The following is a 26,018-nucleotide window of genomic DNA, read 5'->3' on the forward strand; positions in this document are numbered from 1 at the left end:
CGAATCCGGTCGGTTTTTTTTTCTTGACAACCGAAATTTCTTCCATTAGTATCAACAAAGGAAGAATGATAATCATTATCATCCATATACATATTGATGAAGGAGAGAGGCTTACATGTTCAAGTCTAAGAAAGTAATGACCATTATGGCGTTTATGCTGACGGTTATGCTCGTCCTTGCGGGCTGCGGGCAGAATAACGCGCAAAACGAAGGAGCGCAGAACGTTCAGCAAGAAGGCGCAAACGGCGGCAACGGGAATCAGGGGAGCGCGGGGAATGAAGCGGAGAGCCAGGACGTACGCGAGGTTGAGCATGCGATGGGAACGACGAAGGTGACCGGCACGCCGCAAAGAGTGGTTACCCTGTATCAAGGCGCAAACGATATTGCGGTCGCTTTGGGCGTCAAGCCTGTCGGGATTGTGGAATCCTGGGCCGAGCAGCCGGTCTATCAGTATCTGAGAGCGGATCTCGAAGGCATTCCGCTAGTCGGCGAGGAGACGCAGCCGAACTTGGAGGAAATTTCGAAGCTGAAGCCGGATTTGATCATCGCGTCCAAGCTTCGTCACGAGGAAATTTACGAGCAGCTGTCGCAGATCGCTCCGACGATTACGCACGAGACGGTCTTCAAGTTCAAGGACACGATTCAACTGATGGGCGAGGCGCTGAACAAACAAGAAGAGGCGGCGGGACTGCTTGCCGCATGGGATGAAAGAGTTGCCGACTTCAAAACGAAAATCGCGGCAAAGCTGGGCGATCAATGGCCCGTTGAAACGTCGGTGTTAAACTTCAGATCCGATCACTCGCGTATTTATGTGACGGGATATGCGGGCGACATCCTGAATGAGCTGGGCTTTGTCCGTTCCGATTACCAGCAGGAGGAAGCCGATAAAGGAACGGTTGTCGTGAAGCTTACGGACAAAGAGAGCATTCCAAGTATGGATGCGGATGTCTTCTTCGTCTTCCTGTCGGATCCGGGAAATGAAGATGCCGTCAAGAAAACGTATGACGAATGGACGAATCACCCGCTTTGGCAAAACCTTAAGGCGGTAAAAGCCAACCAAGTGTATCAGATCGACGAGGTCGTATGGAATTTGGGCGGAGGAATGAAATCCGCGAATCTTCTGTTGGATCAGCTATACGAGCATTTTGAACTGGAGAAATAAAGATGACGCATTTATTTTCCCGAGTATGGGCCAAGTGGATGGGGCTGGTTCTCTCCATGCTCCTCTTCCTTGCCGCATTCGCGGCAAGTCTGGCTTTCGGTCAAACGCCCATCGCGCTCGAGTCGGTCTGGGACGCCTTGTTCCATTATGATAAATCCGTTCAGGAGCACGTTATCATTACAACATCGCGTCTTTCCCGCTCGGCGATAGCAGCGGCCATTGGAGCGAGTCTGGCAATTGCCGGATCGCTCCTTCAGGCTTTAACGAAGAATGCGCTGGCCTCGCCAAGCACCTTCGGAATTAACTCGGGCGCCATATTTTTTATCGTAGCGGGGGCAGCCTTTTTCTCGGTAAGCTCTATGGTTCAATACATGTGGATCGCGTTTGTAGGGGCGGCCGTCGCCGCTCTCATGGTGTATGTGCTGGGCTCCTCCGGCAGAGGGGGAATGTCCCCCATGAAGTTCGTGCTCGCGGGAGCGGCGATAACCGCTTTATTCGTCGCCATGACGCAGGGCGTATTGGTCACTGACGAGCAAAGTCTGGAGAGCGTGTTGTTCTGGCTCGCTGGCTCCGTCGCGGGCAGGTCGGTCGAGATGCTGCTTCCGATTCTCCCCTTCATGGCCGGGGGCTGGCTCGCCGCTCTGTTCATGAGCCATTCGGTTAATATTCTGACTTCGGGCGAGGAAGTAGCCAAGGGACTGGGTCAGAGGACGATTTGGGTGAAAAGCGCAATGATCGCCATCATCGTATTGCTGGCGGGCGGCTCCGTATCCGTAGGCGGCGCGATCGGGTTTATCGGCCTCATTATTCCGCATATCGCGCGCGGATTGGTAGGGATCGACTACCGGTGGATCATCCCGTACTGCGCGCTTCTGGGAGCAAGCTTGCTGCTGCTGGCCGATATAGCCGCCAGGTTCGTCATTATGCCGCAAGAGATGCCGATCGGCGTCATGACGGCATTGATCGGAACGCCGTTCTTTATCTACTTGGCGCGGAGGAGGGCCGGTCGAACATGAAGCCAGACATCCTTCCGCACGCGCACGGCGGCCGTCCGGCAACGGCGTCCGATTTATTGCGCAAAAGGTTCCTTAAGGTGCTTATCGCTCTTATTATGCTAACCGCCATTCTATTCCTGACGGGGCTTTCTGCCGGGAGCACATGGCTGAACCCGCTTGAAGTGATGCGGCATCTGGCGGGAGCGGGAAGCGGCGAGCATGCCTTCGTCATCGATACGCTGCGGATGCCGCGCATGCTTCTAGCGATGCTGGCCGGAGCCGCGCTTGGCGCTGCAGGCTTGATTATGCAGGGCGTGGTGCGGAATCCGCTCGGCTCTCCCGATGTGGTCGGCGTAACGGGAGGGGCTTCCGTGGCGGCCGTGTTCTTCATTACATACCTGGCGGGAAGCGTAAGCTTGAGGTGGCTTCCCGCGGCGGCGATCGCGGGCGCGGCGGTTGCATCCGCCCTTGTGTATGCTTTGGCCTGGAAGAAAGGCGTTACGCCGGTCCGGCTTGTGCTGGTCGGTATCGGCATTGCCGCCTGCATGGGGGCGCTGACGACGATGATGATCGTTATGGGGGACAATTACTCGACAAGCAGCGCCTATCTATGGATGACGGGAAGCGTATACGGCGCCACAAAGTCCGATGTATTATCGCTGCTGCCATGGGTTGCTCTGCTCATCCCGCTATCCGTGTTGTTCTCCAGAGCGTCGGGCATTCTGGAGCTGGGCGATGAGACCGCTACCGGTCTGGGCGTCAGAGTGCAGCTGCATAGGCTTGTCATGCTGGCGATCAGCGTGAGCCTGGCCGGTGCGGCCGTCGCTTTCGCGGGAGGGATCGGCTTCGTCGGACTCATCGCGCCTCATATGGCGAGGAAGCTGGTCGGGCGCTCGTTCGCCTATCTGGTTCCCGTATCGGCATTGCTTGGAAGCCTAATCGTAGCCTTGGCGGATGTCGTCGCGCGGACCGCTTTTCTCCCTATGGATATTCCGGCCGGCGTGCTTGTGTCGGGCATCGGCGCCCCGTTTTTTATTTATTTGCTTTACCGTAATCGTCATCAATAAGCGATAAGGGAGACCTGTGAGATGCCAATCGCCATGCAAGCCTCATTTTCGCCGCAAGAGCTGGAGCCGTTGACCGCGCAATTCCGATTAACCTCGGAGACTTCGGAGGACCGGACGCATTCCGTGTCGTCCGCGCGGCTGCTGGATGCGGCGGAATGCGCAAGCTACATCGGCCGGGTATCCGGACTGTTCGGCGCCACCGCCAATTCGGTAGGAGCGTCGCTGTTTGCCAAACGGTACAGCTATATGGTCGCCGTGCCGGTGCTGTACGCCATGACGATGTATAATAAAGGATTGAAGGCTTCCATCGACAACTGCCATGTGGAATCCATGCTGCGGGAGGATGGCGTCTGGATTCCCAAGCTGCGCCTCGGCGACTGGGAGACGAGCATCGCGGGAGACCATGACCGCCGCGAGTGGCGGGATCGCGTTCTCCGGAGCCTATTCGCCGATAACATCGGTAAGCTATGGCGCGCGCTGTCGAAGGCGAATCGCGTCTCGGCCGCTACTTTGTGGGAGAATACGGCGGTCAACATTTACTGGCTGTATGAGAAAAAAATCGGCGAAGCCGCGGATTCCGCTCAGCTATCGCGGATTCGGGAGGACTATGACTATCTGCTCTCCGCGCCGGGCGAATTGTTCGGAGAAAAATCCAACCCGCTGGGCAAGTTCGATTCCCCCAAGGTGCTGCTGCCCGAATATGAGCAGCCCATCCGGATCCGCAAAACATGTTGTCTCTATTACCAGACAGAGGGCGAGCGTTCTTATTGTTCGATCTGCCCGAAGGACAAAGAATGACCGAAACCCGGCCGAATGAGGCCGGGTTTTTTGTGTGCACAGGTTGCCGTAGCTTTAGAAAGCGTGAAGCGGCTGCAGGACAAGTCCGCGACTGTGTTCGAGAGCTTTCATTAGGGACAGACATTTGATAATATGTACATACGGTATAAAAGTTATAACCGTAATAAGGTATAACAAATCTGCCGCGGATTATACTTATAGAGAGGGGATTCTTTATGAACGGTGTGGTGAAATTGGCAAACGATAAGCCGAAAGCAATGCGATTTTCTCGTAAAATAGGGCGTATGGGTAATAGCTTAGGAGTAAGCTTGCCTAAGAGCTTGGCAGAGAAGTTGAATGTCGTACAGGGCGATGAGATCGAGTTCATTGAAAACGATCGCGGTGAAGTCGTATTGAAGAAGGTCCGGCAAGTACAACTTCCCGATAAGGTCAGACCGGAAGTGTTGGAGGCATTTTTTGATGTGTTCGAAGAGGACGAGGGCATTCTTGAAGATTTAAGGGAGCGTTGATATGACAACCTTCCTAACGAAAGAAGAGGTCGTATCCGCCCATTATTTTATGATGCGAAGAATGAATGACGCGGATCAGGCAGGAGTAAAAGATCATGGACTGCTGGAATCCGCGGTACATAGACCGCAGCAAAGTGTTTTTGGCGAGGATGCGTATCCCCATCTGTTTGACAAGGCCGCGGCTCTACTGGAATCTCTGGTGAAAAATCATTGCTTCCACAACGGCAATAAAAGGACTGCCTATCTTGTTACCAAATCCTTTTTGTTAGTAAATGGTTATCATCTTCGGATGGAACGTTCCTATGCAGTAGAGTTTATGGTAGATATTGCTAAAGGACTGCATACATTAGAAGCCATTACTCACCTTCTAAAAGAACATTCTTTAGATAGGCGATTATCAAACAAATGAAACCCGGCCGAATGAGGCCGGGTTTCATTTGTTTGGAGGACAAGCTGCGCCGAACACCAATTGTCCAGTGTCATCCCGCCTGTCCTATAATCATTAGCTCAGGAACGAAACGCGGAGGCGGCCAGGTAAGGAAATGATTGTTTCGGAACCGCTTTCATGGCTGATATGCTCATGGTGCTCACGCGCTTGGGAACATCATGATCTTGGAGTACAAGGAGGTGAATAGCGGAGCTTCGCGGCTTTGTGCAAGCGGTTTCAAAAAGAGATTGCAGCAGCTGAAAACTCATTTTATTTGGGAGGGATTAAACTGAAGAAAAGAGCTGTAAACGTTACGAGTATGGTTGTATTGCTTGCCCTTGTGTTGGCGGTCATCGCGAACGGCGTGCCCCGGAATGCCGTGCATGCCGCCGGCCTGGCAATAACCGGCAGCGGAGGCGGGAATGAAACGGCCTACGTGGAATGGTCGCCTGAGAGCAATGCGCAGGGATACAACGTGTATGTGAAGGCGGCGGGGGCATCGGATGCCCAGTATCAACAGATTGACACCCCATTGATCCGGAAGTACCCCTCCCATTGGCGAGCGGATGCCGTAGGGCTGGCGGCAGGCCAGTACATCATGAAGGTCGAAGCGCTGCTGTCCGGCGGTTCAAGGGTAAGCGCGGTGACAGGGACGTTATCCGTAGCGGCCTATGACCGATCGGGATTCGCGTTTTCGTCCGCTTCGCAATATGGCACAGGCTCGGGGGCTTACAACGATAACGGAACGCTTAGGGATGGCGCGCAAGTGCTTTATGTTACCCCGGAGAATGCCCAGACGGTTACGCTCGGCGTGAAGACAAGCAGCTCGGGCGCCGTAACGACAGGCGTTGGGATTGGCGAGATTTTGGAGCTTAGACAGAAGGGCTATGATAAGACGCCGCTTGCCATCCGCATCATCGGGAAAGTAACGGAGGACGACATGAGCGGCCAGTTGAACGGCAGCGGCTATCTGCAAGTCAAAGGCAATGGCAACTATACGGAAATGAACATGACGATCGAAGGGATCGGGGAAGATGCTTATGCCTACGGCTGGGGCTTCTTGCTTCGTTATGTCGGCAATGTGGAAGTGAGAAATTTAGGATTGATGCTGTTCCCTGACGACGGCATTTCGATGGATACCGGCAATGCGAACGTCTGGATTCATAACAACGATATTTTCTACGGAACGGCTGGAGGAGATGCCGATCAGGCCAAGGGCGACGGCTCCACGGATCTGAAGAAAGGCTCGACTTACATTACGATATCGTACAATCACTACTGGGATTCCGGGAAAGCCTCTCTGGTCGGATTGAGCGAGTCTGCTAATTTCTATGTCTCCTTCCACCACAACTGGTTCGATCATTCGGACTCGCGCCATCCGCGGATAAGAACGGGATCCGTGCATATTTACAATAACTTCTTTGACGGCGTCTCCAAATACGGCGTCGGCATTACCTCCGGAGGCTCGGCATTCGTCGAATCGAACTATTTCCGCCATACCAAATATCCGATGATGAGCTCTCTGCAAGGCACGGATGCGTTAGGAGAGGGTACGTTTTCGGGCGAGGACGGGGGCATGATCAAAGCCTACAACAATGTCATTGTTGATGCAGACAGCGTCATCTACGCCAACTCCAATGCCGGAACCGCTTCGGCTCATGCCACCTCGTTCGACGCCTATCTGGCTTCGTCGAGAACGGAAACCGTTCCAAGCTCCTACAAGGCGCTGGTTGGGGGTACCGCTTATAACAACTTCGATACAACCGTTGATACAGGAGCGGCCTTATCCGATATCGATAGCGTAAGCAGCGTCGAACAAGTCGTGACGGCCGAAGCCGGACGCCTGAATAGCGGGGACTTCGCGTGGACGTTCAACGATGCCGTCGATGATCCGTCGTATGCGATGAACTCGGCGCTGATGGCGGCCATAACGGGCTATTCCTCGCAGCTTGTATCTATTGGAGGCAATTCCAGCGGGACGCAGCCGACGCCGACGCCAACGGCAACGCCGACGGCAACGCCGACGGCAACGCCGACGGCAGCTCCCACGCCGACACCAACGGCAACACCGGTGCCGACAGCGACTCCGACGCCAACTCCGACACCGACTTCGCCGGCCGGAGGGTACGTCCATAACTTTACGACTAGCGGCAAGACCAGCAGCTTCTTCAACATTCAAGGGAATCTATCCGCCACGAAGGGAACCGTCGTCTACAACGGTCTGACCTTGACGCAATGCTTGAAGATGGAGAGCTCGACGAGCATCACGTTCACCACGACCGAAGCCTCTACTTTGACACTGGTATTCAATACGGCCGACGGAACAACCGTGAAGATAGACGGAACGAGCTATCCGATGACGAATGGCATCATCACCGTAACGCTTGCGCCGGGGGCGCATTCCATAACCAAAGACCAGGTGACGAATCTGTATTACATGCAAGTCGACTAAACCGTTTCCGGGAGACCACCTCAAGCAGGTGGTCTTTCTTCGTTATGGCGGCAATATGCTATAATAATTAGCGGCAATAAGTATCTGCTAAAATTGTAAGAAAAAGTGGGGTAAAGATTTGGAATGGGATTACCTGTTATTTAAGGCGATTAATGATGCGGCCAATAATGAAAGCGTCCTCGGCAAGCTATTGGTTCACGCGGCTGACTGGGGCGATTATTTTTTCTTTTTCAGCTTGCTGCTCATGGTCCTCGTCAACCGGAAGATGGCGATTTACGGGATGATTGCCGTCGGCGTTACGGTCATGATTAGCAGGGGGATGTCGGTGTTTTATTACCGAGACCGGCCTTTTGCCGTTCATGACGTGAATATGCTGCTGCCTCATATCGAGAGCAATTCCTTCCCCAGCGACCATGCCGCGGCGGCTTTCGCAATCGCCATCATGTTCTATCTGCTCTCCAGACGGATAGGTATTCCTTTTATCGGCTTTGCGGCTGTCGTAGCCTACTCGCGAATATGGGTGGGCAAACATTATCCAACGGATGTTCTCGCGGGCGCTTTGCTAGGGCTTGCGATTTCCATTGCTCTTTATCGACTATTGGAGAAATTCCTTGTCTATGAACGCTGCGGGAGCCTGCTGAACCAGCTCGCTAAGAAGCGCGGAGTGAAATCGGATAATGCGGGGGATATGAAGATGTAGTTTTGCGGAACATATAGTAACGGATAACGGTAAAAACTGATAGGCGTACGAAAGCCCTCCTTGGCGAATTCTAAATTCGTAAAACATAAGGAGGGATGAGCTTTGAGGAAGATCGGAATACCTTTGGCCATCGTCGCGGTTTCGGCGGCGTTATTCACAGGATGCGGCGTCAACGATAATAACGGCAACAATAATGGCAATAATAACATGAATGGTAACCAAACGGCGCGCTCCTACAATAACGGAACGATTCTCGACGGCGGCATGAATAACGGCGCGAGAAGATACACGCAGTTCGATACCACCGACACAGGCACTGGCGCAGGTACTACCGGTACGACGGATAATGCCGGTACAGCCGGCAATACAGGTACAACGGGCGGGGAAGCCGGCACGAACGGCAACAACGGCAACGGGAATGGCAATGGCGTTGGCAATGGCAACGGTAATGCAGGCAATACGGGCAATGCCGCCGGCAAAAAGAAATTCAAAGACGTTCCCGAGGGGCAATGGTACTCCAATTATATCGAGTGGGGCGCCGATACCGGATTGGTAAACGGCTTCCCGGACGGCAGCTTCCAGCCGAACAAACCGCTGACGCGCGCGGAAGTGATCAAAATATTGAACACGATGGCGGCTAACGGCTATTTCAATACGCCGACGACGACTCCTGAGCCGACGGAATCGCCGGCCGCTTCGCCAAGCCCAACACCAACCGCAGAGGCTTCGCCTAGCCCGACTGCAGAGGCTTCGCCTACTCCGGCAGCAACGGAGGGTGCGGCGACACCTACGGTTGCGCCATAATTTTAGTTATACAAAAGGCCCGACCGAGTTTCGTTTCGGTCGGGCTTTCATTATCAGAGGCCGATCTTGAGACTATGGCCGCTTACATAGACGCCTTCGGACCGGGTGATCGGGAGCTTATGTTCGGCGGAGAAGCCGATCGTCTCCCCATGCCTTAGCGTTACGTCTTGTTCGATGACGTAGCCGGATAGATTAATCAAGAAGTCGCGGAGCTCGTTCGGAGTCGCCTTGCTGTTCAACACTTCGAGCTCGTCCTTGCCGAAGGCCGCAAGTCCGCATGTATAACCGCTTAGCCCGTCTTCGGTGCTTACGAGCCCGAAGTGAACGAGATTGAGCAGCGGGAAGTCGTCGCATTCCTTGAGCAGCTCCGCCATCTCCACGTAAATCTCGGGCTGGAATACCGTCCCCGACATATACAGGCCGATCGCATTCGGAAGCTTGAGGCAGCTAGCCGCGAGCTTCGCGTACAGCTTGCCGCTGTCCAGCGGAGAGCCGGAGCGCGGCATCACGGCCACGATGAGGTGGGCAACATGAGTCTTGGTCGTTGCCGCCGCTTGAGGCCACAAGTAATTGCCTTGCGCGTAATATTCGGCTTCGCCGTCCGGAACGGGCGCGGGCACGAAGCTTACCGCAAGGGTGAAGCCGTCCGCCTCCGATACGAGGATGCCGTTATTCTCTTCTTCTTGACCGCCCTCCGCGCGGATCTTCCAATCCTGAAGAAGATTCGCTTTGATCTGTCCAAGATCGCATGACGGCGAATCGAGCAGAACGAATCCGTTAAAAATACCGGGTGAGCCATCCTGCGCCGAGTCCGCAGGCGCTTCCTCTTGCTTCTGCGCGGCGGTCTCCAGCTCGGCAGCCCGCTGCATCCAATATTCGCGGATCATCTCGACCATGCGAATCGCTTCCTGCTCCGCGGTAGCGGGGGCGTATGGCGTCATCTCGCTGAAGATGTGCCCGCAATGCTCGGTGTCCGACGGACTCTCGTAGCCTCCGCAGACGCCTAGCAGCCATTTGCCTAGCAGCGATTTTTTGTACCGGAATATGTAATAGTGCATTCCGTGCCGCTGGAATTGTCCGGCGATCTCGATCTTGTACGGCTTGCTCCCGAGCTCGTTCTCATGCGCGAGCCAGTCGATCATCGATCTCGTGGCCGCCTGTTGCTGGGCTGTCATAGGGCAACTCCTTTTCGTTGGTAGTCTATATTTGTATATTCTACCAACTGTTGAAAGGAGGTTCAATCCAATATAATGGTTGAATGCGAGAGAGCCGCTCCGGGGGAGCGGCTCTTTCGTTGTTCCTTGCTTGATGCCTAGAGGGATCATGCTCTGGATTAGTCGTTCTCCAGTCTGCGGAGGAGACGGAGGAGGCGTCTGATCAGACGTCTCAGTCTGCGGATTTGGCCTGGGTTGCCGCCGTTACGGATCAAACGGCGCAGACGTCTGATCAGTCGTCTGATCAAGCGTCTGAGTCTGCGAATTTGACGGCGTCTCTCGCCGCCGGTAAATTCGTTCTCCCAGTCGAAGTCTTCGTCGTCCAAGAAGTTGTTCAATTCCACTTCGCTTCTCATTCTTGTATCCCCCCTCTCTCTGCTGAGGAATAATTCATCTTATTCAGTTGCTCCCGAAGCGTATAGGTAGATTAAGAGAGGAAAGAGCTGATTTTAATAGAGCATGGGGACGCATGAGCCGCGCTTTTTGCCCTGTTCCGAGGCTTCCGACTATAATGAATGAAAGAATGGGGAGAGGGGGCGGGCCGCTTGAAAAAAAGATTCGTGTTGATGGCTTATGCGGCCGCGTCGGCCGCCATCCTGTTAAACCATGAGCGCCTGCTTTCTTGGCTGGACGGCGGGGGAATCGAGAGAGTGCCTCTCGTTATAGGAGGCGCGGTCTTGCTAGGACTGTTCCCGGTTGTGCCCTTCGGCGTTATCGCCGGATTGATCGGCGCCCAGTACGGCCCCTTCTGGGGCAGCGTTATCAACGTCGGCAGCTCGACCGCCGCCGCGGCACTGACGTTTCTAGCGGTCCGAACGATCTTCCAGGAGCGGGGACGGCGCTTTATCGCCTCGCATCCAAAGGTCGATCGGCTGGCGCTTAGGATGGAGCGTCATGCTTTTATGACGATCATATGGGCGCGAGTGCTCCCTTTTGTGCCGGCTATGGCTGTTAATATAATCGCTGCGATCATGCGAATGTCGTTTCTAAGCTTCGCCGCAGCCACCGCGCTTGGCAAGATCCCGGTGATGATCGCGTTCTCGGTCATCGGAAGCCACATCTTCACCAGCTGGAAGAAGGCGATAGGGACGCTTTTTATTTATTGCATGTTTCTCGCGGTCGTCTATGCCGTTGATCGGCTGTGGAATATATGTTTTAAAGGACGCTCAAGAGATTTATAACCTGGAGTAGCAGAATAAGCATGCGGAATTCCCGCTTACGACTGGATGTCGTGGGCGGGTTTCTTTTTGGGCCGGATGCCGGAAGAGTCGCTGGGATGGAGCTTACTGGCTCTCGGAGGGCTTGCGGGCATGTCACATTTTGTAGGAATGAGTACCCGCCTGCGTTATAATGACAGGAACAGGGCTTTTAGGGAGAGGCAGGGGAAACAAAGATGGAGAACGTTGTCGAGAAGAAACTGACGTGCGAGTGGCTCCGGCTCGACGCGGTGAACTATGCGATGCAGCAGAACTTCGTGCCGGTCGTGCACAAGCTCGCGCTGCGCAATGAGACGGAATCGGACTTGACGTCGATAACGGTACGAATCATAAGCGAGCCGGAATTCGCGTCCGAATGGACGAAGACGGTCGACGTTATACCGGCGGGGCAGACGGTCGAGATCGGCGCGGTGCCGATCGGGCTGTCCGGCTCCTTCCTGGCGGGCTTGACGGAGCGGCTGACGGGCACGCTTACGCTGGAGGCGACCCAAGGGGAGGAGCTGCTGTTCCGCGAGAGCTCGCCGCTCACGGTGTTGGCTTATGACCAGTGGGCGGGTCTTGCCGTCATGCCGGAGATGGCCGCCGCTTTCATTATGCCGAACCACCCCGCGGTAGCCAAGCTGATCGGCGAAGCGGCGCCGTATCTCGAGAAATGGACGGGGAGTCCGTCGTTCGACGCGTACCAGAGCCGCAACCCGAATCGCATCCGCCATCAAGCGGCGGCGATCTATGCGGCGATTCAGGCTCATCAGCCGACGTACTGCGTCGCGCCGGCGAGCTTCGAGGAGCTCGGACAGCGGGTCCGGCTGCCGGACGCGATACTAAGCCACAGGATGGGCAACTGCCTGGACCTGACCTTGCTGTATGCGGCTTGCCTGGAAGCGGTGGGGCTGCATCCGCTTGTCGTCTTCACGGAAGGGCATGCGTTCGCAGGGATATGGCTCATTCAGGAGACGTTCTCCGAAAGCGTCCAGGACGACAGCTCGCTTCTGACCAAGCGTCTAGCGTCCGGTGTGCATGAGATCAGTCTGGTGGAAGCGACGATGCTGTGCTCCGGAAGCCGGTCGTCTTACCAAGAAGCGGAAGCGGAGGCAGTCGCCCATCTGGCCGCCCCCGATCAATTTTTCGGTTTCGTCGACGTGAAGCGCGCACGCGCCAGCGCGATCCGTCCGCTGCCGATCCGGATTCAGACGGCGGGCGGCTTCGAGATCGTCGAGGAGAGCCAAGCGCCTCGCGTAACCGGCGAAGCGCCAGCCGAGTTGACCGTTCACGAGCGGCCGGCCGAGGTGGCGGCCATCGCGGTAACGAAGCAGAAGCAATGGGAGCGCAAGCTGCTGGATCTGACGCTGCGCAATACGCTGCTTAGCTTCCGCTACACGAAGTCTGCGCTGCCGTTGCTCGGCACGAGGCTGGGAGAGCTGGAGGACGCGCTGGCGGAGGGCCAGGAGTTCCAGCTGCTGCCGAAGCCTTCGGATTGGGAGCAATCGATCCGGAGCGCGGAGCTGTTCCGCAGCATGAGCAAGGACCATCCGCTCACGGCGCTCATCAACGAGGAGTTCGGGCACAGGAGGCTTCGCGCCGAAGCGAACGAGAGGGAGCTGGCGGACAAGGCGATCCATCTGTACCGTTCGGCTAAGCTTTCGCTCGAGGAGAACGGGGCGAATACGCTGTACCTGGCGCTGGGCCTGCTGAAATGGTACGAGTCCCCGGCCAGCGAGCTGCCGCGTTACGCGCCGATCGTGCTCGTGCCGGTCGAGCTCGTCCGCAAGTCGTCGAGAGCGGGCTTCATCCTGAGAGCCAGGGACGAGGAGCCGCAGATCAACATTACGCTGCTGGAGATGCTGCGGCAGGATTTCGGCAGCCATATCGGAGGGCTGGACCCTCTGCCGAGAGACGAGAAGGGCATCGATCTAGGCGGCATATTCACGACGATCCGCCATGTCATCATGAACATGCCGCGGTGGGATATCGTGGAGACGGCGATCCTCGGCCTGTTCTCGTTCAGCCGGTTCGTCATGTGGAACGACATTCGCAGCCGGTCGGACGATCTCGCGAGGAACAAGGTCGTCGCCAGCCTGATGGCGGGACGCATGGAGTGGGAGCAGCCGGATACGTTCCCCGAAGCGGGCCAGCTTGATGCCTTGTTCGCGCCGGATCGTCTCTTGCTGCCTATTAGCGCCGACTCGTCGCAGATTACGGCGGTAAGCGCCGCGGGCAGCGACAAGAGCTTCGTGCTCCACGGACCGCCGGGCACGGGCAAGTCGCAGACGATCACGAACATGATCGCCTCGGCGCTGGCAAGCGGCAAGACCGTGCTGTTCGTGGCGGAGAAGATGGCGGCGCTCAGCGTCGTGCAGAGCCGGCTGGAGAGCATCGGTCTCGGTCCGTTCTGCCTGGAGCTGCATTCGAACAAAAGCACGAAGAAAGCGGTGCTGGAGCAGCTCCGCCGCACGCTGGAGACCGCGCGGACCGCTTCTCCCGAGGATTGGAGGAGACAGGCGGACCGGCTCGCCGCGTCGAGGCAGGAGCTGAACGGCTACGTCGATTCTTTGCACAAGCCGTATGGCTTCGGCGCTTCGCTATACGAGGCGATCACCCGTTACGGCAAGGTGAAGGAGGCGCCAGCGGCAATCGCTTTGGACGCTGGGACGGTCGGAGGCATGACCAAGGACGCATACATCGCTTGGACGGATCTGGTCCGCAATCTCGCCGTTGCGGGCGAAGCGGCGGGCCATCCCCACGGCAACGCCTGGTCGGATGCCGAGGCGTCCGTCTATAATCCGGTCATGCGGACGCAGGTGGAGGAACGGTTAGCCACTTACCTGTCGGCGCTTGCCGGTCTGCAGGAAGCATACCGCATGGTGAACGCTCTCTTGGCGTATCCGGCCGAGCAGCCGGCATCCGCCGATCTGGAGCGGATCGACGCCGCGGTTCGCCAGCTGCTGGAGGCGCCTCCGGCCATCGCGCCGGGCCTGCTGCGCGCCGGCGATTTGGACGCGGCCGGCAGCCAGGTATCGGCCGCGATTCGGCATGGACGCGCGAGAGACGAGGCGAAGGCGCTGCTCTTGAAGCGCCTCGCGAGCGACGCGCTCGCCTACGATGCGGCGCTGGCCCTGCAGGAGTGGAAGAAGGCGGAGCTGCAATGGTTCCTGCCGAAGCTGCTGAAGCAGAACCGCATCCATAAGTCGCTGCGGAGCATGGCGCTTCCCGGCGCGGCGCTGCAGAAGGGCGAGACGGAGCAGCTGCTGCAGCAGATCATCCGTTATCAGACGGAGGCGGGAGCCCTGAAGCAGCTGGAGGCATCGGCGGCGCCGCTGCTTGGCGCGATGTGGAACCACGGCGAGGCGGATTGGGCGGCGGTCGAAGCTGCCCATAGCTGGACCTTAGCGCTGAACGACAAGCTGCTGCAGCTGTACAAGGATTTGCCGGCGGCAAGAACGGCGAGAGAACGGTTGGCGGATTTATCCGCTGCCGCTGGTGCCGGCGCTTTCTCCGAGAGCAACGGGGCATCGCTGGCGGCGTACTCGAAGGCTTTCCAGGCATTCGTCCGCGAAGAAGAGCAGCTGTCCCAGCTGCTGAAGCTGAATCTAGAGGCGATGGATGGCAATCGAGGCGAGGAGCCTTGGTTCGACTACCGCGCCCGCAAAGCGAAGGGCTGGCAGGACCATATCGGCTCGCTGCGGGAATGGTGCAGCTGGCGGCAGGTGCGCGAGCGTGCGCTTGCGGCAGGGCTGGCACCGGTCGTCTCGGCATACGAGAACGGCAGCTTGAAGCATGACGAAGTGCTTCCGTCCTTCGAGCGCGCGTGGTGGAAAGCCGCGATCACCTTCATTCTGGAGACGGATCCTCAGCTCGCGTCCTTCTCGGGGCGGTTATTCGAGGAGAAGATCAAAGCGTTCCAGGAAACGATGGAGAAGTTCGAGCAGCTGACGAGGGAGGAGATCGCGGCGCGGCTGGCCGCGAATATTCCGCCGATCGGCACGCAAGCGGCGTCCAGCTCGGAGGCGGGCATTCTGCTAAGAGCGATCCGCAGCGGCGGCCGGGGCCTCTCGCTCCGCAAGCTGTTCGAGCAAATACCGAACCTGCTGAACCGGCTCTGCCCGTGCGTGCTGATGAGCCCGATGTCCGTGGCGCAGTATCTCGATCCGAAATACGCGCCGTTCGATCTCGTCGTCTTCGACGAAGCGTCGCAGCTGCCGACGAGCGAAGCCGTTGGTGCGATGGCCCGGGGCAGGAACGTCATCGTCGTAGGCGATCCGAAGCAGCTGCCGCCGACGAGCTTCTTCTCAAGCGCGGGAGGCGATGAATCGGATGACGCGGTCGTGCCCGAGGATCTCGAGAGCATCCTCGACGACTGCCTCGCGCTCGGCATGCCGCAGGAGCATCTGCTGTGGCATTACCGCAGCCGGCACGAGAGCCTGATCGCGTTCAGCAACCGTCATTTCTATGAAAATAAACTGCTCACGTTCCCCTCGCCGTCCGAGAGGCAGTCGAGCGTGAAGTGGCATCCGGTCGGCGGCTACTACGACCGGGGCAAGACGAAGCAGAACCGCGCCGAAGCGGAAGCGGTCGTGCAGGAGATCGCCCGCCGCTTGCGCGATCCGGAGCTGAGCAGGCGGAGCATGGGCGTCGTCACGTTCAACTCGATCCAGCAGACGCTGATCGAGGATCTCCTCGACGACGCGTACCGGCGGGAGCCCGAGCTCGAGCAGGCAGCCTCCCGGCTGTATGAGCCGATTTTCGTCAAAAACCTGGAGAACGTGCAGGGCGACGAGCGGGATGTCATCCTGTTCTCGATCGGCTACGGACCGGACGCCTCCGGCAAGGTCGTCCTGAACTTCGGTCCTCTGAACCGCGATGGCGGCTGGCGCAGGCTGAACGTCGCCGTCTCCCGCGCGCGTCACGAGATGCACGTCTTCTCGACGCTCCGCGCGGATCAGCTTGACGTGTCCCGCACGCGTGCCGAGGGCGTCGGCGCGCTCCGCTCCTTCCTGGAATACGCCGAGAAGGGAACGGCCGCGCTCGGCATAGGGACGGGAGAAGCGGATGTCCGGCGCGAGGGCATCGAGACGCAGATCGCCGAGGCGCTCGAGAAGGAAGGCTACAAGGTCGATCTGCATGTCGGCACCTCCGGCTACCGCATGGACCTGGCAATCGTTGATCCCGATCGTCCGGACACGTATTTGCTGGCGGTGTTATGCGACGGAAGCGGATATAAGACCGGCAAGACGGCTCGCGACCGGGAAGTGCTGCGCGGTCAGGTGCTGCGCCAGCTGGGCTGGACCCTTCATCGCGTATGGTCTCTGGACTGGCTGGACAATCCGGAGAAGGAGCTGCAGCGGATTATGGCGGCCGTGAAGTCGGCGAAGGAGCGGAAAGCCGAGGCGGAGGACATACGAGCGGGGGAGAGGGAGAGCACCTGCGAAGGATCAAGCGAAGAGCCAGTCCAAGAATCAAGCATGGGAGCAAACAACGGATTCAACCCTGCCGGTTCGCCGGATGGCGAGCCTAACACTCCACCCGCTTCGCTTGAGACGGCAGCCGTGCAGCAAGCCGACTCCATGACGGCTAACAACCGCCGCCGCCAGCCTTATCGGACGGCAAGTCTTGAAGCCGTCCCGTTCGCTTCGGAAGAGTTCTACAGCGTGAACCGGGAGCCGCTTGTGAAGGAGCAGATCGCCCGGGTTATCCTCGAGGAGGGTCCGATCAGCCGGCCGCTTCTAACTCGGAGAGTCATTCAAGTCTGGGGAATGACAAGGTCCGGGGCGCGCATCGAGCGTCACCTAAGCAGTCTTCTTGCATCGATGAAGATCACGTCAACGGAGTGGGACGGTATCGAATTTTATTGGCCGGAGGATGCGAAGCCGGAGGGATACGCCTTCTACCGGGTAAGCGAGAAGGAGTCCGAGCGCCGCAGCGCGGAGGAGCTTCCGCCGGAGGAGATCGCGAACGCCGTGCATGACGTGCTGTTCGTGCAGGGCAGCCTAAGCGCGGAGGATCTCGTGAGAGAAACGGTGAAGCTGCTCGGCTACTCGAGAACGGGGGCGGCCCTCGACAAAATGCTGCGAAGCGGCATTCAGGAAGCCCTCCGCCGCGGGCTGGCCTCCGAGGAGGATGGCCGGGTTTCGTACCGGGCGCAGCAATAAAATAGCAGCAAAGCAACCCCGACCGAATACGGTCGGGGTTTTTGAATGGAAAAACCGTCCCTTGGGGAAAACTGGGTGTAGTACTGGACAGCTTAGGAGTGTGGTCAATGGGGTTCGTTGTTGCATTCGTCGCGGCTTGGTTCGCGTTGTTTATTTTTTATGGCATGAACAAACGGCTGTCGATCGTGGAGAACGCGTTCGTGTTCCTCGCGTCCATGGCGCTCGGGATTCATCTGTCTTGGTTCATTGTCGAAGAGTTCAAATGGATCGAGATGACGAAGGACGGGCTGTCGTATGCGGGAGTTTTGCTCTATCGAATCGTGCTCTTCCCGATGGTGTTCGTCCTTGTCATGAACGCGGTGTACAAGCTCCGCGGGATTGCCGGCCAGCTCCTGTCCGGAGTCACGGCCTTGGCAAGCCTTGCGGTGCTGAACATGGCGTTCGTCGCCTACGATATGATTCGTTATACGAAGTGGAATCTGTTCTATGAAACGCTGGTAACCGCGTTGCTGCTGTTGATCGTTTACGTGCTGCTGCGAGGCTTTCGGAAAGCTGCCGACAAGAGGTGGGCCGCATGATCTTATGGGAGCAATTCGACCGAAACGAGTGGTACATTCTTACGATGCTTGTCATCTCGTACGGGGCCGTCATCCTGCTGCCGAAGCGGGTTTCGCCCAAGCTGATGATTCTCGGGCTGGTATGGGGCTTCGCCAGCTCGACGCTGTTCGATTTCACGATCGGCGGGGGACTGTTGGATTTCTACATGGTGAACGACTCCAACAGGTACGAGCTGACGGACCTGCTCGTCTACTTTCTGTTTGCGCCTTTCGGCTACTTCTTTATTTACTTCTATGAAGCATGGAAGATCGGGAAGAAGACGCTGTTGTACTACATTGCGGGTTGGACGGCGGTAGGCGCGGTCATGCAGTGGGTGTCCGAATGGATGAGACTGACCGAATACCAGCGGGGATATAAGCTCGAGTACAACATCGTCGTATTCTTGATCGTTCAGACGATCACGGGGTTGTTCTACGCCCATATCAAGTCCCGAAGCGCGAGCGGCGAGCGAGGATCGCATATGGGCTGATGCCGAGGGGAATAGAATCGGAAGATTCGTCCAAAATAATCCTGTTTGTCGGTTCAAAAAACGTTTGCGGAGGAGTCGTTTCTAATGACAAAAAAAATGTATGCGCCGCTGCTGATCGCGCTGGCGCTCATCATCGGACTGGCGCCGGCCATGGCGCACGGGGCGTCCAGCGAAAGCGCGCAGGTCGAGTGCATCAAGCCGAATATCGTGAAGCTGCAGACCGCTTTGACGAAGCTGTGGATGGATCATGCGGTATGGACGAAAACGTATATCACGAGCGCGCTCGCCGATCTTCAGGATCAGCAGGACGTCTTGACTCGGCTGCTCAAAAATCAGCAGGATATCGGCGACGCGATCAAGCCGTACTACGGCGATGCGGCGGGCAATAAGCTGGCCGAGCTGCTGAAGGAGCATATCGCCATCGCGGGCCAGGTCGTCGCGGCCGCGGAAGCCGGCAATCAGGCGGCGTTCAACGCGGCGAATAAAGAGTGGCACCGCAACGCTGACGATATCGCCAAATTCCTGAGCGGTGCCAATCCGAACTGGGCGATGAAGGATCTGCAGAACATGCTGTACATTCATCTCCAGCTGCTCACCGAGCAGACGCAAGCCAGACTCGCAAAGGATTGGAAGAAGGAGATCGAGGCTTACGACAAGGGCGTGGACCATCTGATCATGCTGGCGGACGTGCTGACGCAGGGGATTGTGAAGCAGTTTCCGGAGAAGTTTTAGAGAATGTTCGTTTTAACCACAACCGTAGAGGGTTGTGGTTTTTTTGTTTTTCAGGAAATCTTGCGCCCTTAGATGAAATAGAGGAAAAAATGCTGTTATTTCAAAGACCTTGAATTAGACCGAATACCGAATAATTTCTAGTAACCCACATTATCAGGAAGGGCTTGAAGAAGCAGAAATCAGGAGGAGGGATGACCTTGGAATAAAGGTGGTAACTTAGAAGAAACCTAGGAGCTCAGTTCGGACAGTTATGATATACTGAAAAAGGTACATAGATGGCTATAAGGGCGGTCGGCTAATCTCCCGGAAGGGAGGTGATGCCTGTGGAGGTATACCAAGCGTTGACGCTAATGATCTCATTCGCGACACTGGTTGTGTTAATCCTATCATTCCACAAAAAGAAATAGACCGCCCCGTGACAAGGAATCGGTCTATTTCTGTGGACTAGCCTATTCACCTAATAGCCAACCGCCCTTAAAAGCGGCTTTCGTACCACGGGGAGTCGTGTTGGTAGCACGGCTCCTTAGTTATTATAAGCTTACCACAGGGGATTTAGACGTGCAATTATTGATGCAGATCTTCTATCTGTTTCATCCATCTACTTAGTGCCCGCCCCTATCAGCTCCGCCTCCACCAGCTCCAGAACAATCGTCTCCCGTTCGATCGAGAAGCCCATCGAGGGCTCTTGGTTGGCCATGACTTTCCGGTTATGCTCAATCGCCTCGCGAATGTCGACCCATACGGGATAGGAGCCGTTCGCGACCTCGTAGTCCTCCAGCCGGACGTTCGCGAAGTCGTGATCGATCTCGCAGACGTAGAAGTAGGATTCCATATGGATCAAATCATACTCGGGCTTGTGATGAGGCCGGTATTCGTCGATATACCCGAACTCCTGCAGCACCTTGGTGCGGCTTGCGCCCGTCTCCTCGGCCAATTCGCGGTGCAGCCCGATAAAAAGATCTTCGTCCTCTGCGACGCCGCCCCCGGGGAAGCTATAGTCGTTGTACCGCTTCGTGTAGATGAGCAATATTTTTGAGCCGTCCAGGATGATGCCGCGGGCGGATCTTTGCTCGAAGGTTTTGCCTTGTAAATCATTAACGTCCTTATGAAACAGCTGCCGGATGAGTCGCATCGGTATGCTTGGTCACTCCTCTTCGTTGTAGCTCGCATGCTGTCATTATACCGAAAGGGGAGAGGGATGGCGATTCATAAGCAGCGTGCGAATATCCGTGTATGCATACCCATGCGCCTCGGCAACGGCCTGATACGTCACATGACCCGCCGCGACGTTGATGCCGCGAGCGATTGCCCGGTTGCCAAGCGCGGCCTCGGCCCAGCCTTTGCCGGCGATCAGCAGACCGTACGGCGTCGTTACGTTCGTCAGCGCCAGCGTGGACGTTCTTGCCACGGCGCCCGGCATGTTGGCGACCGCATAGTGGATGACGCCGTGCTTCTCGTAGGTCGGGTTGTCGTGCGTCGTGATCCGGTCGATCGTCTCGATCGAGCCGCCTTGGTCGATGGCCACGTCGACGATGACCGAGCCGGGAGCCATCGCCTTCACCATCTCCTCCGTCACGAGCCGGGGAGCACGCGCGCCCGGGATGAGCACGGCGCCCACGACGAGATCCGAACGCCGAACAACCTCCGCGATGCTGTACGGGCTGGACATGATCGTTTTCACCCGGCCTTGGAACAGATCATCAAGCTGACGGAGCCGGTCTGGATTAACGTCGACCATGCTGACATCGGCACCAAGTCCGATCGCCATCTTCGCCGCGTTCGTTCCGACGATGCCGCCGCCGATGATCGCGACCTTGGCGGGCTCGACGCCCGGCACGCCGCTGAGCAGAATGCCTTTGCCTCCGTGCGCCTTCTCGAGGAAATGCGCCCCGATCTGCACCGCCATGCGTCCCGCGACCTCGCTCATCGGCGTGAGCAGCGGCAGGCTTCCGTTATCGAGCTGGATCGTTTCGTAAGCGATCGCCGTCACCCCGCTGTCCACCAGCGCTTTCGTCAGTGCGGCTTCAGGAGCCAGATGTAGGTACGTGTAGAGGATGAGCCCCTCGCGAAAATAATCATATTCCTGCGGCAAAGGTTCCTTCACCTTCACGACCAAGTCCGCCGACCATGCTTCCGCCGCCGTCTCTACGATCCTCGCGCCCGAGAGGGCATAATCCTCGTCCGTAAATCCGATGCCGGCGCCCGCGCCAGCCTCGATCCAAACCTCATGCCCCGCCTTCACGTACGACAGAACGGATGCTGGCGTCATGCCGACGCGGTACTCGTTATTTTTGATCTCCTTCGGAACCCCGATCTTCATTTCGATCACTCCTCACATTCCCATAAAAAGGATTTTCTCGCTTGTCTTCAGTGTAGAAAAAATCCCTTTGGGTTCCATTAGACAAAATGTAAGGAAGTCGAACCGATCTTTCGTCATAGATGGGCGTCCGGGTTCAGCAGCTGATAGACCCTGAGGGCGACCTGCAGCGCAAGCCGCTTCTCGGGCTCCATGAAGTCTTTGCCAAGCAGAGTCTCGATCTGCTCCAGCCGGTAGTACAGCGATTGCCGCACGATGAACAGCCGCTGCGCCGCGAGCTGCTTGGAGCCGTCGTGGTCGAGGTACACCTTCAAGGTCCGGAGCAGCTCGCTGCCCCGCGCCTCGTCATGATCGATTAACGGCCCTAAGCTTCCTTGCATGAACGCCCGAAGTGCCTGCTTGTCGGCGATGCGGAACAGGAGCTGGAACACGCCAAGCTCATCGAAAAATAACAGCTCCGACCGCATCGTCCGCGACAGGGAGATCGCCTGAATCGCCTCCTGGTAGCTGAGGTAGGCGTTCATATACCCGCGCTGTGCTTGGCCGACGCCGACGACGAGCTTGATGTCCTCCTCGTCCTTCATCCCGCCGAGGGAGCGGAACGCATGGCGAAGCCTATCCTTCGCGGGCTTCGTCGGCATGCGGTCGAAGGCGATGACGACGAGGCGGTTATTTTGCAGGGTGATGAGGGGGTGAAAGGCCTGCTGCTCAAAGATCGATCTGGCGGCCAGCGACAAATGAAGGCCAAGCGCGTCGTCGCCAAAGTCCGGCGTCGCCGAAGGGAGGCCCTCCGCCTCGCGTTCAATCTCGATCAGGCACACGTAATAGGGAAGCTCGTTGTTCCGTTTGAAATCGGGCCCGATCAGCGCTTTGATCTGCTCTTCGTCGCGGATGCGCAGATGGAGCAGGTCGTCGACCCACAGCGTCTGCGAATACAGCTTGCGTTCCTCCATGTACCGCCTGCGGAGCAGGTCCTGCGCGATGGACAAGGAGGCCGAGTCGAGAATGAGATACTCGTACTGCTGCGGCTTGCGGTCCAGGATGAGCGCGAGATGCGCCCATGTTTTGCCCATGGCGCCGATGGGCTGAGCGATCATCGTATGGCTGCCTGATTTTATGTGGTAGGGCAAGGAGGCCGCGACTTGTTTGTCCAGCGGCTTCTCCAGCAGCTGTCCTTGGAGCTGGTTCGCCCAATGGCGGATATGCTCCTCTGAAGGGGAGTGCGGGATCATTCGCGGCTGTCCGTCCGCCGGCATATAGAGCACCTGCGCCTTGACGCTTCGCTGCAGCAGCTGCAGCACGTTGTTCACGCCCTGGGAGGTGAGCGTTAAGCGATGGAATTCGCGCGAGATCCGCTCGAGATCCTGCAGGGCATCATGATGGCGGTTGATGATATGGGCATGGATATCCTGCGTAATATCGATGAACCGCACCGCCTGCGGGAAAATGATAAGCGGCAGCCCATGCGAGTCCGCCAGCCGGATCCACTCCTCCGGCACCGACTTGACCGAATGGCCGATCTCGATGCACAGGCAGGACACGTCGCGGTTGATTAGCTGCTCCATGTACCTCCCGAACAGCTTCGAATCGGTGCCGAACGCCGCGCCGGTCGTCAGGATCATTTCCCCGCCTTGCAGCAGCTCCTCGAACTCGATCACTTCTATGATATGGACCCAGCGCACGAGCCGGTTCAGCCCTTGCCGCCCGGCCGCCACGTAAGCGTGCCGGAACTGGGGACGCTGCAAGATTTGCTCTATGGTGAGCTGGTAATTTTGGTTCATGGGGGTCACTTCGCTTTCTTTGGGAAGTGTTCGGCAGTACTCCTTTATTTTAACGGATTGTCAGAACATGAAAAGCAGATATTGATGTATAGGTTCGGCATCTTTGGGGGATGGTGTGAATAGGTTGATTGTAAAATGGGTTTTAAATTTGTTTTAGATTGTATTTCAAATAGGTTGTAGATTATCTTGCAGTTTGTTACGATGGAGGTGGAAAGAGGTGGTGAAAATGCCAAGAGAAGAATTACTAGCTTTTAAGTTAACGGTTGCGCCGAAGCTTGACTCCATTATCAATATCCAGGATACGGCTGTGGCGGTAGAAGAGATGAAGAAGCAATTGAGCTTTGAGGACATGTATCGTTTGCTTCAAGTTACCCATGAATTCACGACGAATATGGCCGCTAACATCTACCCGTTTCAAACTAGTCAACCTGTAGAAGGAATGGCAGAAGCTCTCATTCAGCTAGAGGAACGGGGCAAAGACTATTCGACCTCCCAACTAGCTGAGTTGTTTAGCGTTTCTCAGACGACGATTAACAACTGGATTCAATCGGGGCGACTAGCTTACAAGCGTAAGCATGAGAATGAGCATGCGCAAATTCCGGAAACAACCCGGTGGCGCTCCAGCACGGGCGAGTGGAGAACGATTAAAGAGGTAGCCGATGCCGTCAACATGCAGACCGACCATTCGGAGCCAAGCATAGAAGAGAGAATAAAAGCGATCGAGACGACCATTGAGGGCATGCGCAATAGATACGGGGGTACTTACGAAGAGTTGTTCGAGGGCAAGGAAACAACTTCTCTGAAGATGGAGAGAATCAGACAGGCTTGGCAAACGCTGAATGAAGAATTGGAAGAGTTGAGAAGTGAGCAGCGAGTATAGCGTATATGCCGCCCGGAGAATACAACCCCTCTTGCCCACTGTATTCGAATATCCGCCACCTATAAGACGATCTATCTCATGCATCATATTGAGGGTTGTACAGAAGATGAATTGAAGAAATTGCAATCACTTAAACGGTTGTCGCAGGAAGAGAGGGATGATGTACTAGACGAGTTCGAAGGCCGATATTCGACGTTAACCGTGGAAGAGCATTATCACTGGGAGGATGGGCCTAAGCATGTTAAGCGCTATAATTACGATTGGCAGTACTCCCGCAATAAGCAGTGGAAATGGCATAACGAGGAGAAGACGAAGAATAAAGGAATTATCGAGAAGATCGAAGATACGAAACCCCATCATCAGCACGATGAGTCACTGCATTATAAAGTGTATCTCCCTAATTACCGCCATCATGATTTGATTGCTGTTCTCGAATCCATCCGCATGGGGTTAAGGATTATTCATGAGCATAAGAACTAACGCTGAAACCCGGCCAACATTGGTTGGGTTTTTATTATTGTTTCCGTCCCATCAAACTGATCTCCGGTAATGGAAAAATCCCCCTTGAAGGGCTTGAGGCGTTATTGTATAGTGAAAACGTGGAAAACATTTTGTTTTATTTGTTTTCCGACGACAAGTGAAACGAGGGGGTTGAAGCATGTCCAGACGATTAAGGGCATTCATGCTGGCGACGGATATCGGATTTCTTGTGTATTGGATCATCACCGCGCTTCAAGTTCTGCCGAAGGAGCTTCTCTACAAGGACTATAATAACGACATCGCCATGGCATGGAATTGGTCATTCGTGCCGCTCGATCTCGTTATATCCGTGACGGGACTGCTGGCTATTTACTATTTTAAGAGAGATAACCCGCAATGGCTGCCGCTGAGCATCATTTCGTTGACGTTGACGTTCTGTTCGGGGCTTCAGGCGATCTCGTTCTGGGTCATCCGCATGGATTTCGACTGGATGTGGTGGGCGCCGAATTTGCTGCTTTTGGTTTATCCGTTATTTTTCCTGCCGGGGCTCGTGTGCCGATTTACGCAATCGGCGGCCAAGATCGGAGGTGCGGCATGAAGGAGCGAATCGCCCAAGCGGCAGCGGAAGAGATGGCGAGGCGGGGGCTGAAGTTTTCCATCCGAGAGATCGCGGCAAGCTTAGGGGCCAGCACGAAGACAATCTATCAGCATTTCGAATCCAAGGAGCAGATTCTCGGCTACATCCTCGAGCGAGCCGTGGACGAGATGAGGGAGTCGGAGCGGAAAATCATGAACGACGGCACCCTCTCGGTACAGCATAAGCTGAGACAGGCATTGCTGGTGCTGCCCAATGCTTTTGTCTTCCACGACATACGCATTCTGCATGAGCTGAAGCAGCGCTATCCGGAGCATTGGAGGACCGTCGATGCATACGTCAATCAAAGCTGGGATCAGATTCGGTTGTTGTTCGAAGAAGGAGCGACCGATGGCGTCATCCGCCAGGTGGATGTGGAGCTCTTCATTCAAGTGTATGTCGGGGCTTTCTACCGGATTATGGAGGACAGCGGCAGCGTATCGCGGAAAGGGTATTCGTTCGAGCAGGCGCTGGAGGGGATGGTTGATTTGTTGCTGGAGGGGGTTTGGGGGAGGGAATAGAAGATGCGTTATCGCGGGCCGGGATATGAGGATCCGAACGTTCGTTCTTCATTTTACTGGAGGATGATGGTACAATAGCAACAGACAATTGAATC

24 protein-coding genes are annotated in these 26,018 nt (G+C 56.4%); 19 read left to right on the plus strand and 5 right to left on the minus strand.

The features are described 5' to 3' along the window. Nucleotides 1-115 precede the first annotated feature (115 nt). The 9 genes from NQZ67_RS08770 (at nucleotide 116) to NQZ67_RS08810 (ending at nucleotide 8,914) form a co-directional block, all read left to right on the plus strand. A complete protein-coding gene (locus NQZ67_RS08770) occupies nucleotides 116-1,162 on the plus strand; it encodes an ABC transporter substrate-binding protein (protein WP_257444698.1) in 1,047 nt (348 codons plus the stop codon). Between the two features lie 2 nt (nucleotides 1,163-1,164). After that, a complete protein-coding gene (locus tag NQZ67_RS08775) occupies nucleotides 1,165-2,178 on the plus strand; it encodes a FecCD family ABC transporter permease (RefSeq protein WP_257444700.1) in 1,014 nt (337 codons plus the stop codon). Continuing rightward, a complete protein-coding gene (locus NQZ67_RS08780; protein WP_257444702.1) occupies nucleotides 2,175-3,224 on the plus strand; it encodes a FecCD family ABC transporter permease in 1,050 nt (349 codons plus the stop codon). Before NQZ67_RS08775 ends, NQZ67_RS08780 begins: the two co-directional genes overlap by 4 nt. Nucleotides 3,225-3,245: 21 nt before the next feature. Continuing rightward, complete coding sequence (locus NQZ67_RS08785; protein ID WP_257444704.1) at nucleotides 3,246-4,022, plus strand: IucA/IucC family C-terminal-domain containing protein; 777 nt, start codon at nucleotides 3,246-3,248, stop codon at nucleotides 4,020-4,022. Nucleotides 4,023-4,237: 215 nt separating this feature from the next. Then, nucleotides 4,238-4,531 (plus strand): AbrB/MazE/SpoVT family DNA-binding domain-containing protein, encoded by a 294-nt coding sequence (locus tag NQZ67_RS08790; RefSeq protein WP_257444706.1) that lies wholly within the window; start codon nucleotides 4,238-4,240, stop codon nucleotides 4,529-4,531. A gap of 1 nt (nucleotide 4,532) precedes the next feature. Next, nucleotides 4,533-4,940, plus strand: a complete 408-nt coding sequence (locus tag NQZ67_RS08795) for a type II toxin-antitoxin system death-on-curing family toxin (protein ID WP_257444708.1) — start codon at nucleotides 4,533-4,535, stop codon at nucleotides 4,938-4,940. A gap of 337 nt (nucleotides 4,941-5,277) precedes the next feature. Beyond that, nucleotides 5,278-7,410, plus strand: a complete 2,133-nt coding sequence (locus NQZ67_RS08800; protein ID WP_257444710.1) for a pectate lyase family protein — start codon at nucleotides 5,278-5,280, stop codon at nucleotides 7,408-7,410. A 118-nt stretch (nucleotides 7,411-7,528) separates the two neighbouring features. Beyond that, a complete protein-coding gene (locus tag NQZ67_RS08805) occupies nucleotides 7,529-8,110 on the plus strand; it encodes a phosphatase PAP2 family protein (RefSeq protein ID WP_257444712.1) in 582 nt (193 codons plus the stop codon). A 102-nt stretch (nucleotides 8,111-8,212) separates the two neighbouring features. Continuing rightward, complete coding sequence (locus NQZ67_RS08810; protein ID WP_257444714.1) at nucleotides 8,213-8,914, plus strand: S-layer homology domain-containing protein; 702 nt, start codon at nucleotides 8,213-8,215, stop codon at nucleotides 8,912-8,914. A gap of 53 nt (nucleotides 8,915-8,967) precedes the next feature. Here NQZ67_RS08810 and NQZ67_RS08815 read toward each other — a convergent pair whose 3' ends face one another. Together NQZ67_RS08815 and NQZ67_RS08820 are read right to left on the minus strand one after the other, a co-directional pair. After that, nucleotides 8,968-10,089 (minus strand): DUF4261 domain-containing protein, encoded by a 1,122-nt coding sequence (locus NQZ67_RS08815; RefSeq protein ID WP_257444717.1) that lies wholly within the window; start codon nucleotides 10,087-10,089, stop codon nucleotides 8,968-8,970. A gap of 158 nt (nucleotides 10,090-10,247) precedes the next feature. Beyond that, the gene (locus NQZ67_RS08820; RefSeq protein ID WP_257444718.1) at nucleotides 10,248-10,484 is read right to left on the minus strand and encodes a hypothetical protein; all 237 of its coding nucleotides are present in this window, start codon (nucleotides 10,482-10,484) and stop codon (nucleotides 10,248-10,250) included. Nucleotides 10,485-10,673: 189 nt separating this feature from the next. Between NQZ67_RS08820 and NQZ67_RS08825 the strand changes: the two genes are divergently transcribed. The 6 genes from NQZ67_RS08825 (at nucleotide 10,674) to NQZ67_RS30595 (ending at nucleotide 19,717) form a co-directional block, all read left to right on the plus strand. Further along, nucleotides 10,674-11,309 (plus strand): TVP38/TMEM64 family protein, encoded by a 636-nt coding sequence (locus NQZ67_RS08825; RefSeq protein ID WP_257444720.1) that lies wholly within the window; start codon nucleotides 10,674-10,676, stop codon nucleotides 11,307-11,309. Between the two features lie 212 nt (nucleotides 11,310-11,521). Beyond that, complete coding sequence (gene proA, locus NQZ67_RS08830) at nucleotides 11,522-17,491, plus strand: anti-phage protein ProA (RefSeq protein ID WP_257444722.1); 5,970 nt, start codon at nucleotides 11,522-11,524, stop codon at nucleotides 17,489-17,491. Between the two features lie 107 nt (nucleotides 17,492-17,598). Next, the gene (locus NQZ67_RS08835) at nucleotides 17,599-18,069 is read left to right on the plus strand and encodes a hypothetical protein (protein ID WP_257444724.1); all 471 of its coding nucleotides are present in this window, start codon (nucleotides 17,599-17,601) and stop codon (nucleotides 18,067-18,069) included. Next, nucleotides 18,066-18,578, plus strand: a complete 513-nt coding sequence (locus tag NQZ67_RS08840) for a hypothetical protein (protein WP_257444726.1) — start codon at nucleotides 18,066-18,068, stop codon at nucleotides 18,576-18,578. The genes NQZ67_RS08835 and NQZ67_RS08840 overlap by 4 nt, the downstream gene beginning before the upstream one ends. Nucleotides 18,579-18,662: 84 nt before the next feature. Further along, nucleotides 18,663-19,310, plus strand: coding sequence for a glycosyltransferase (locus tag NQZ67_RS08845; protein ID WP_257444728.1), 648 nt, complete (start codon nucleotides 18,663-18,665; stop codon nucleotides 19,308-19,310). 317 nt (nucleotides 19,311-19,627) lie between these two features. Then, complete coding sequence (locus tag NQZ67_RS30595) at nucleotides 19,628-19,717, plus strand: putative holin-like toxin (RefSeq protein WP_222850467.1); 90 nt, start codon at nucleotides 19,628-19,630, stop codon at nucleotides 19,715-19,717. 191 nt (nucleotides 19,718-19,908) lie between these two features. Here NQZ67_RS30595 and NQZ67_RS08850 read toward each other — a convergent pair whose 3' ends face one another. The 3 genes from NQZ67_RS08850 to NQZ67_RS08860 all read right to left on the minus strand — a co-directional run bounded on the left by NQZ67_RS08850 (nucleotide 19,909) and on the right by NQZ67_RS08860 (nucleotide 23,408). Beyond that, complete coding sequence (locus NQZ67_RS08850; protein WP_257444730.1) at nucleotides 19,909-20,442, minus strand: NUDIX domain-containing protein; 534 nt, start codon at nucleotides 20,440-20,442, stop codon at nucleotides 19,909-19,911. Nucleotides 20,443-20,487: 45 nt separating this feature from the next. Further along, nucleotides 20,488-21,630 carry an alanine dehydrogenase gene (gene ald, locus NQZ67_RS08855; RefSeq protein WP_257444731.1) on the minus strand — a complete coding sequence of 381 codons (1,143 nt, stop codon included), beginning with the start codon at nucleotides 21,628-21,630 and terminating at the stop codon, nucleotides 20,488-20,490. A 113-nt stretch (nucleotides 21,631-21,743) separates the two neighbouring features. Next, nucleotides 21,744-23,408 carry a PucR family transcriptional regulator gene (locus NQZ67_RS08860; protein ID WP_257444732.1) on the minus strand — a complete coding sequence of 555 codons (1,665 nt, stop codon included), beginning with the start codon at nucleotides 23,406-23,408 and terminating at the stop codon, nucleotides 21,744-21,746. A gap of 217 nt (nucleotides 23,409-23,625) precedes the next feature. Here NQZ67_RS08860 and NQZ67_RS08865 point away from each other — a divergent pair, with 217 nt between their 5' ends. The 4 genes from NQZ67_RS08865 (at nucleotide 23,626) to NQZ67_RS08880 (ending at nucleotide 25,923) form a co-directional block, all read left to right on the plus strand. Then, complete coding sequence (locus NQZ67_RS08865) at nucleotides 23,626-24,288, plus strand: MerR family transcriptional regulator (RefSeq protein WP_257444733.1); 663 nt, start codon at nucleotides 23,626-23,628, stop codon at nucleotides 24,286-24,288. Between the two features lie 120 nt (nucleotides 24,289-24,408). Further along, nucleotides 24,409-24,768, plus strand: a complete 360-nt coding sequence (locus NQZ67_RS08870) for a DUF6516 family protein (protein WP_257444734.1) — start codon at nucleotides 24,409-24,411, stop codon at nucleotides 24,766-24,768. A gap of 178 nt (nucleotides 24,769-24,946) precedes the next feature. Continuing rightward, nucleotides 24,947-25,366, plus strand: a complete 420-nt coding sequence (locus NQZ67_RS08875) for a DUF5360 family protein (protein ID WP_257444735.1) — start codon at nucleotides 24,947-24,949, stop codon at nucleotides 25,364-25,366. After that, nucleotides 25,363-25,923 (plus strand): TetR/AcrR family transcriptional regulator, encoded by a 561-nt coding sequence (locus NQZ67_RS08880; protein ID WP_257444736.1) that lies wholly within the window; start codon nucleotides 25,363-25,365, stop codon nucleotides 25,921-25,923. The genes NQZ67_RS08875 and NQZ67_RS08880 overlap by 4 nt, the downstream gene beginning before the upstream one ends. The last annotated feature ends 95 nt before the right edge of the window (nucleotides 25,924-26,018 follow it).

Source organism: Paenibacillus soyae, from assembly GCF_024623455.1.
Lineage (GTDB): Bacteria > Bacillota > Bacilli > Paenibacillales > Paenibacillaceae > Pristimantibacillus > Pristimantibacillus soyae.

What these genes read in the sequence shown, in the direction of transcription:
- NQZ67_RS08770 (WP_257444698.1), top strand. Translation starts at nt 116, where the DNA reads ATGTTCAAGTCTAAGAAAGTAATGACCATTATGGCGTTTATGCTGACG.
- NQZ67_RS08775 (WP_257444700.1), top strand. Translation starts at nt 1,165, where the DNA reads ATGACGCATTTATTTTCCCGAGTATGGGCCAAGTGGATGGGGCTGGTT.
- NQZ67_RS08780 (WP_257444702.1), top strand. Translation starts at nt 2,175, where the DNA reads ATGAAGCCAGACATCCTTCCGCACGCGCACGGCGGCCGTCCGGCAACG.
- NQZ67_RS08785 (WP_257444704.1), top strand. Translation starts at nt 3,246, where the DNA reads ATGCCAATCGCCATGCAAGCCTCATTTTCGCCGCAAGAGCTGGAGCCG.
- NQZ67_RS08790 (WP_257444706.1), top strand. Translation starts at nt 4,238, where the DNA reads ATGAACGGTGTGGTGAAATTGGCAAACGATAAGCCGAAAGCAATGCGA.
- NQZ67_RS08795 (WP_257444708.1), top strand. Translation starts at nt 4,533, where the DNA reads ATGACAACCTTCCTAACGAAAGAAGAGGTCGTATCCGCCCATTATTTT.
- NQZ67_RS08800 (WP_257444710.1), top strand. Translation starts at nt 5,278, where the DNA reads ATGGTTGTATTGCTTGCCCTTGTGTTGGCGGTCATCGCGAACGGCGTG.
- NQZ67_RS08815 (WP_257444717.1), bottom strand. Translation starts at nt 10,089, where the DNA reads ATGACAGCCCAGCAACAGGCGGCCACGAGATCGATGATCGACTGGCTC.
- NQZ67_RS08820 (WP_257444718.1), bottom strand. Translation starts at nt 10,484, where the DNA reads ATGAGAAGCGAAGTGGAATTGAACAACTTCTTGGACGACGAAGACTTC.
- proA (WP_257444722.1), top strand. Translation starts at nt 11,522, where the DNA reads ATGGAGAACGTTGTCGAGAAGAAACTGACGTGCGAGTGGCTCCGGCTC.
- NQZ67_RS08835 (WP_257444724.1), top strand. Translation starts at nt 17,599, where the DNA reads ATGGGGTTCGTTGTTGCATTCGTCGCGGCTTGGTTCGCGTTGTTTATT.
- NQZ67_RS08840 (WP_257444726.1), top strand. Translation starts at nt 18,066, where the DNA reads ATGATCTTATGGGAGCAATTCGACCGAAACGAGTGGTACATTCTTACG.
- NQZ67_RS08845 (WP_257444728.1), top strand. Translation starts at nt 18,663, where the DNA reads ATGACAAAAAAAATGTATGCGCCGCTGCTGATCGCGCTGGCGCTCATC.
- NQZ67_RS30595 (WP_222850467.1), top strand. Translation starts at nt 19,628, where the DNA reads ATGCCTGTGGAGGTATACCAAGCGTTGACGCTAATGATCTCATTCGCG.
- NQZ67_RS08850 (WP_257444730.1), bottom strand. Translation starts at nt 20,442, where the DNA reads ATGCGACTCATCCGGCAGCTGTTTCATAAGGACGTTAATGATTTACAA.
- ald (WP_257444731.1), bottom strand. Translation starts at nt 21,630, where the DNA reads ATGAAGATCGGGGTTCCGAAGGAGATCAAAAATAACGAGTACCGCGTC.
- NQZ67_RS08860 (WP_257444732.1), bottom strand. Translation starts at nt 23,408, where the DNA reads ATGAACCAAAATTACCAGCTCACCATAGAGCAAATCTTGCAGCGTCCC.
- NQZ67_RS08875 (WP_257444735.1), top strand. Translation starts at nt 24,947, where the DNA reads ATGTCCAGACGATTAAGGGCATTCATGCTGGCGACGGATATCGGATTT.
- NQZ67_RS08880 (WP_257444736.1), top strand. Translation starts at nt 25,363, where the DNA reads ATGAAGGAGCGAATCGCCCAAGCGGCAGCGGAAGAGATGGCGAGGCGG.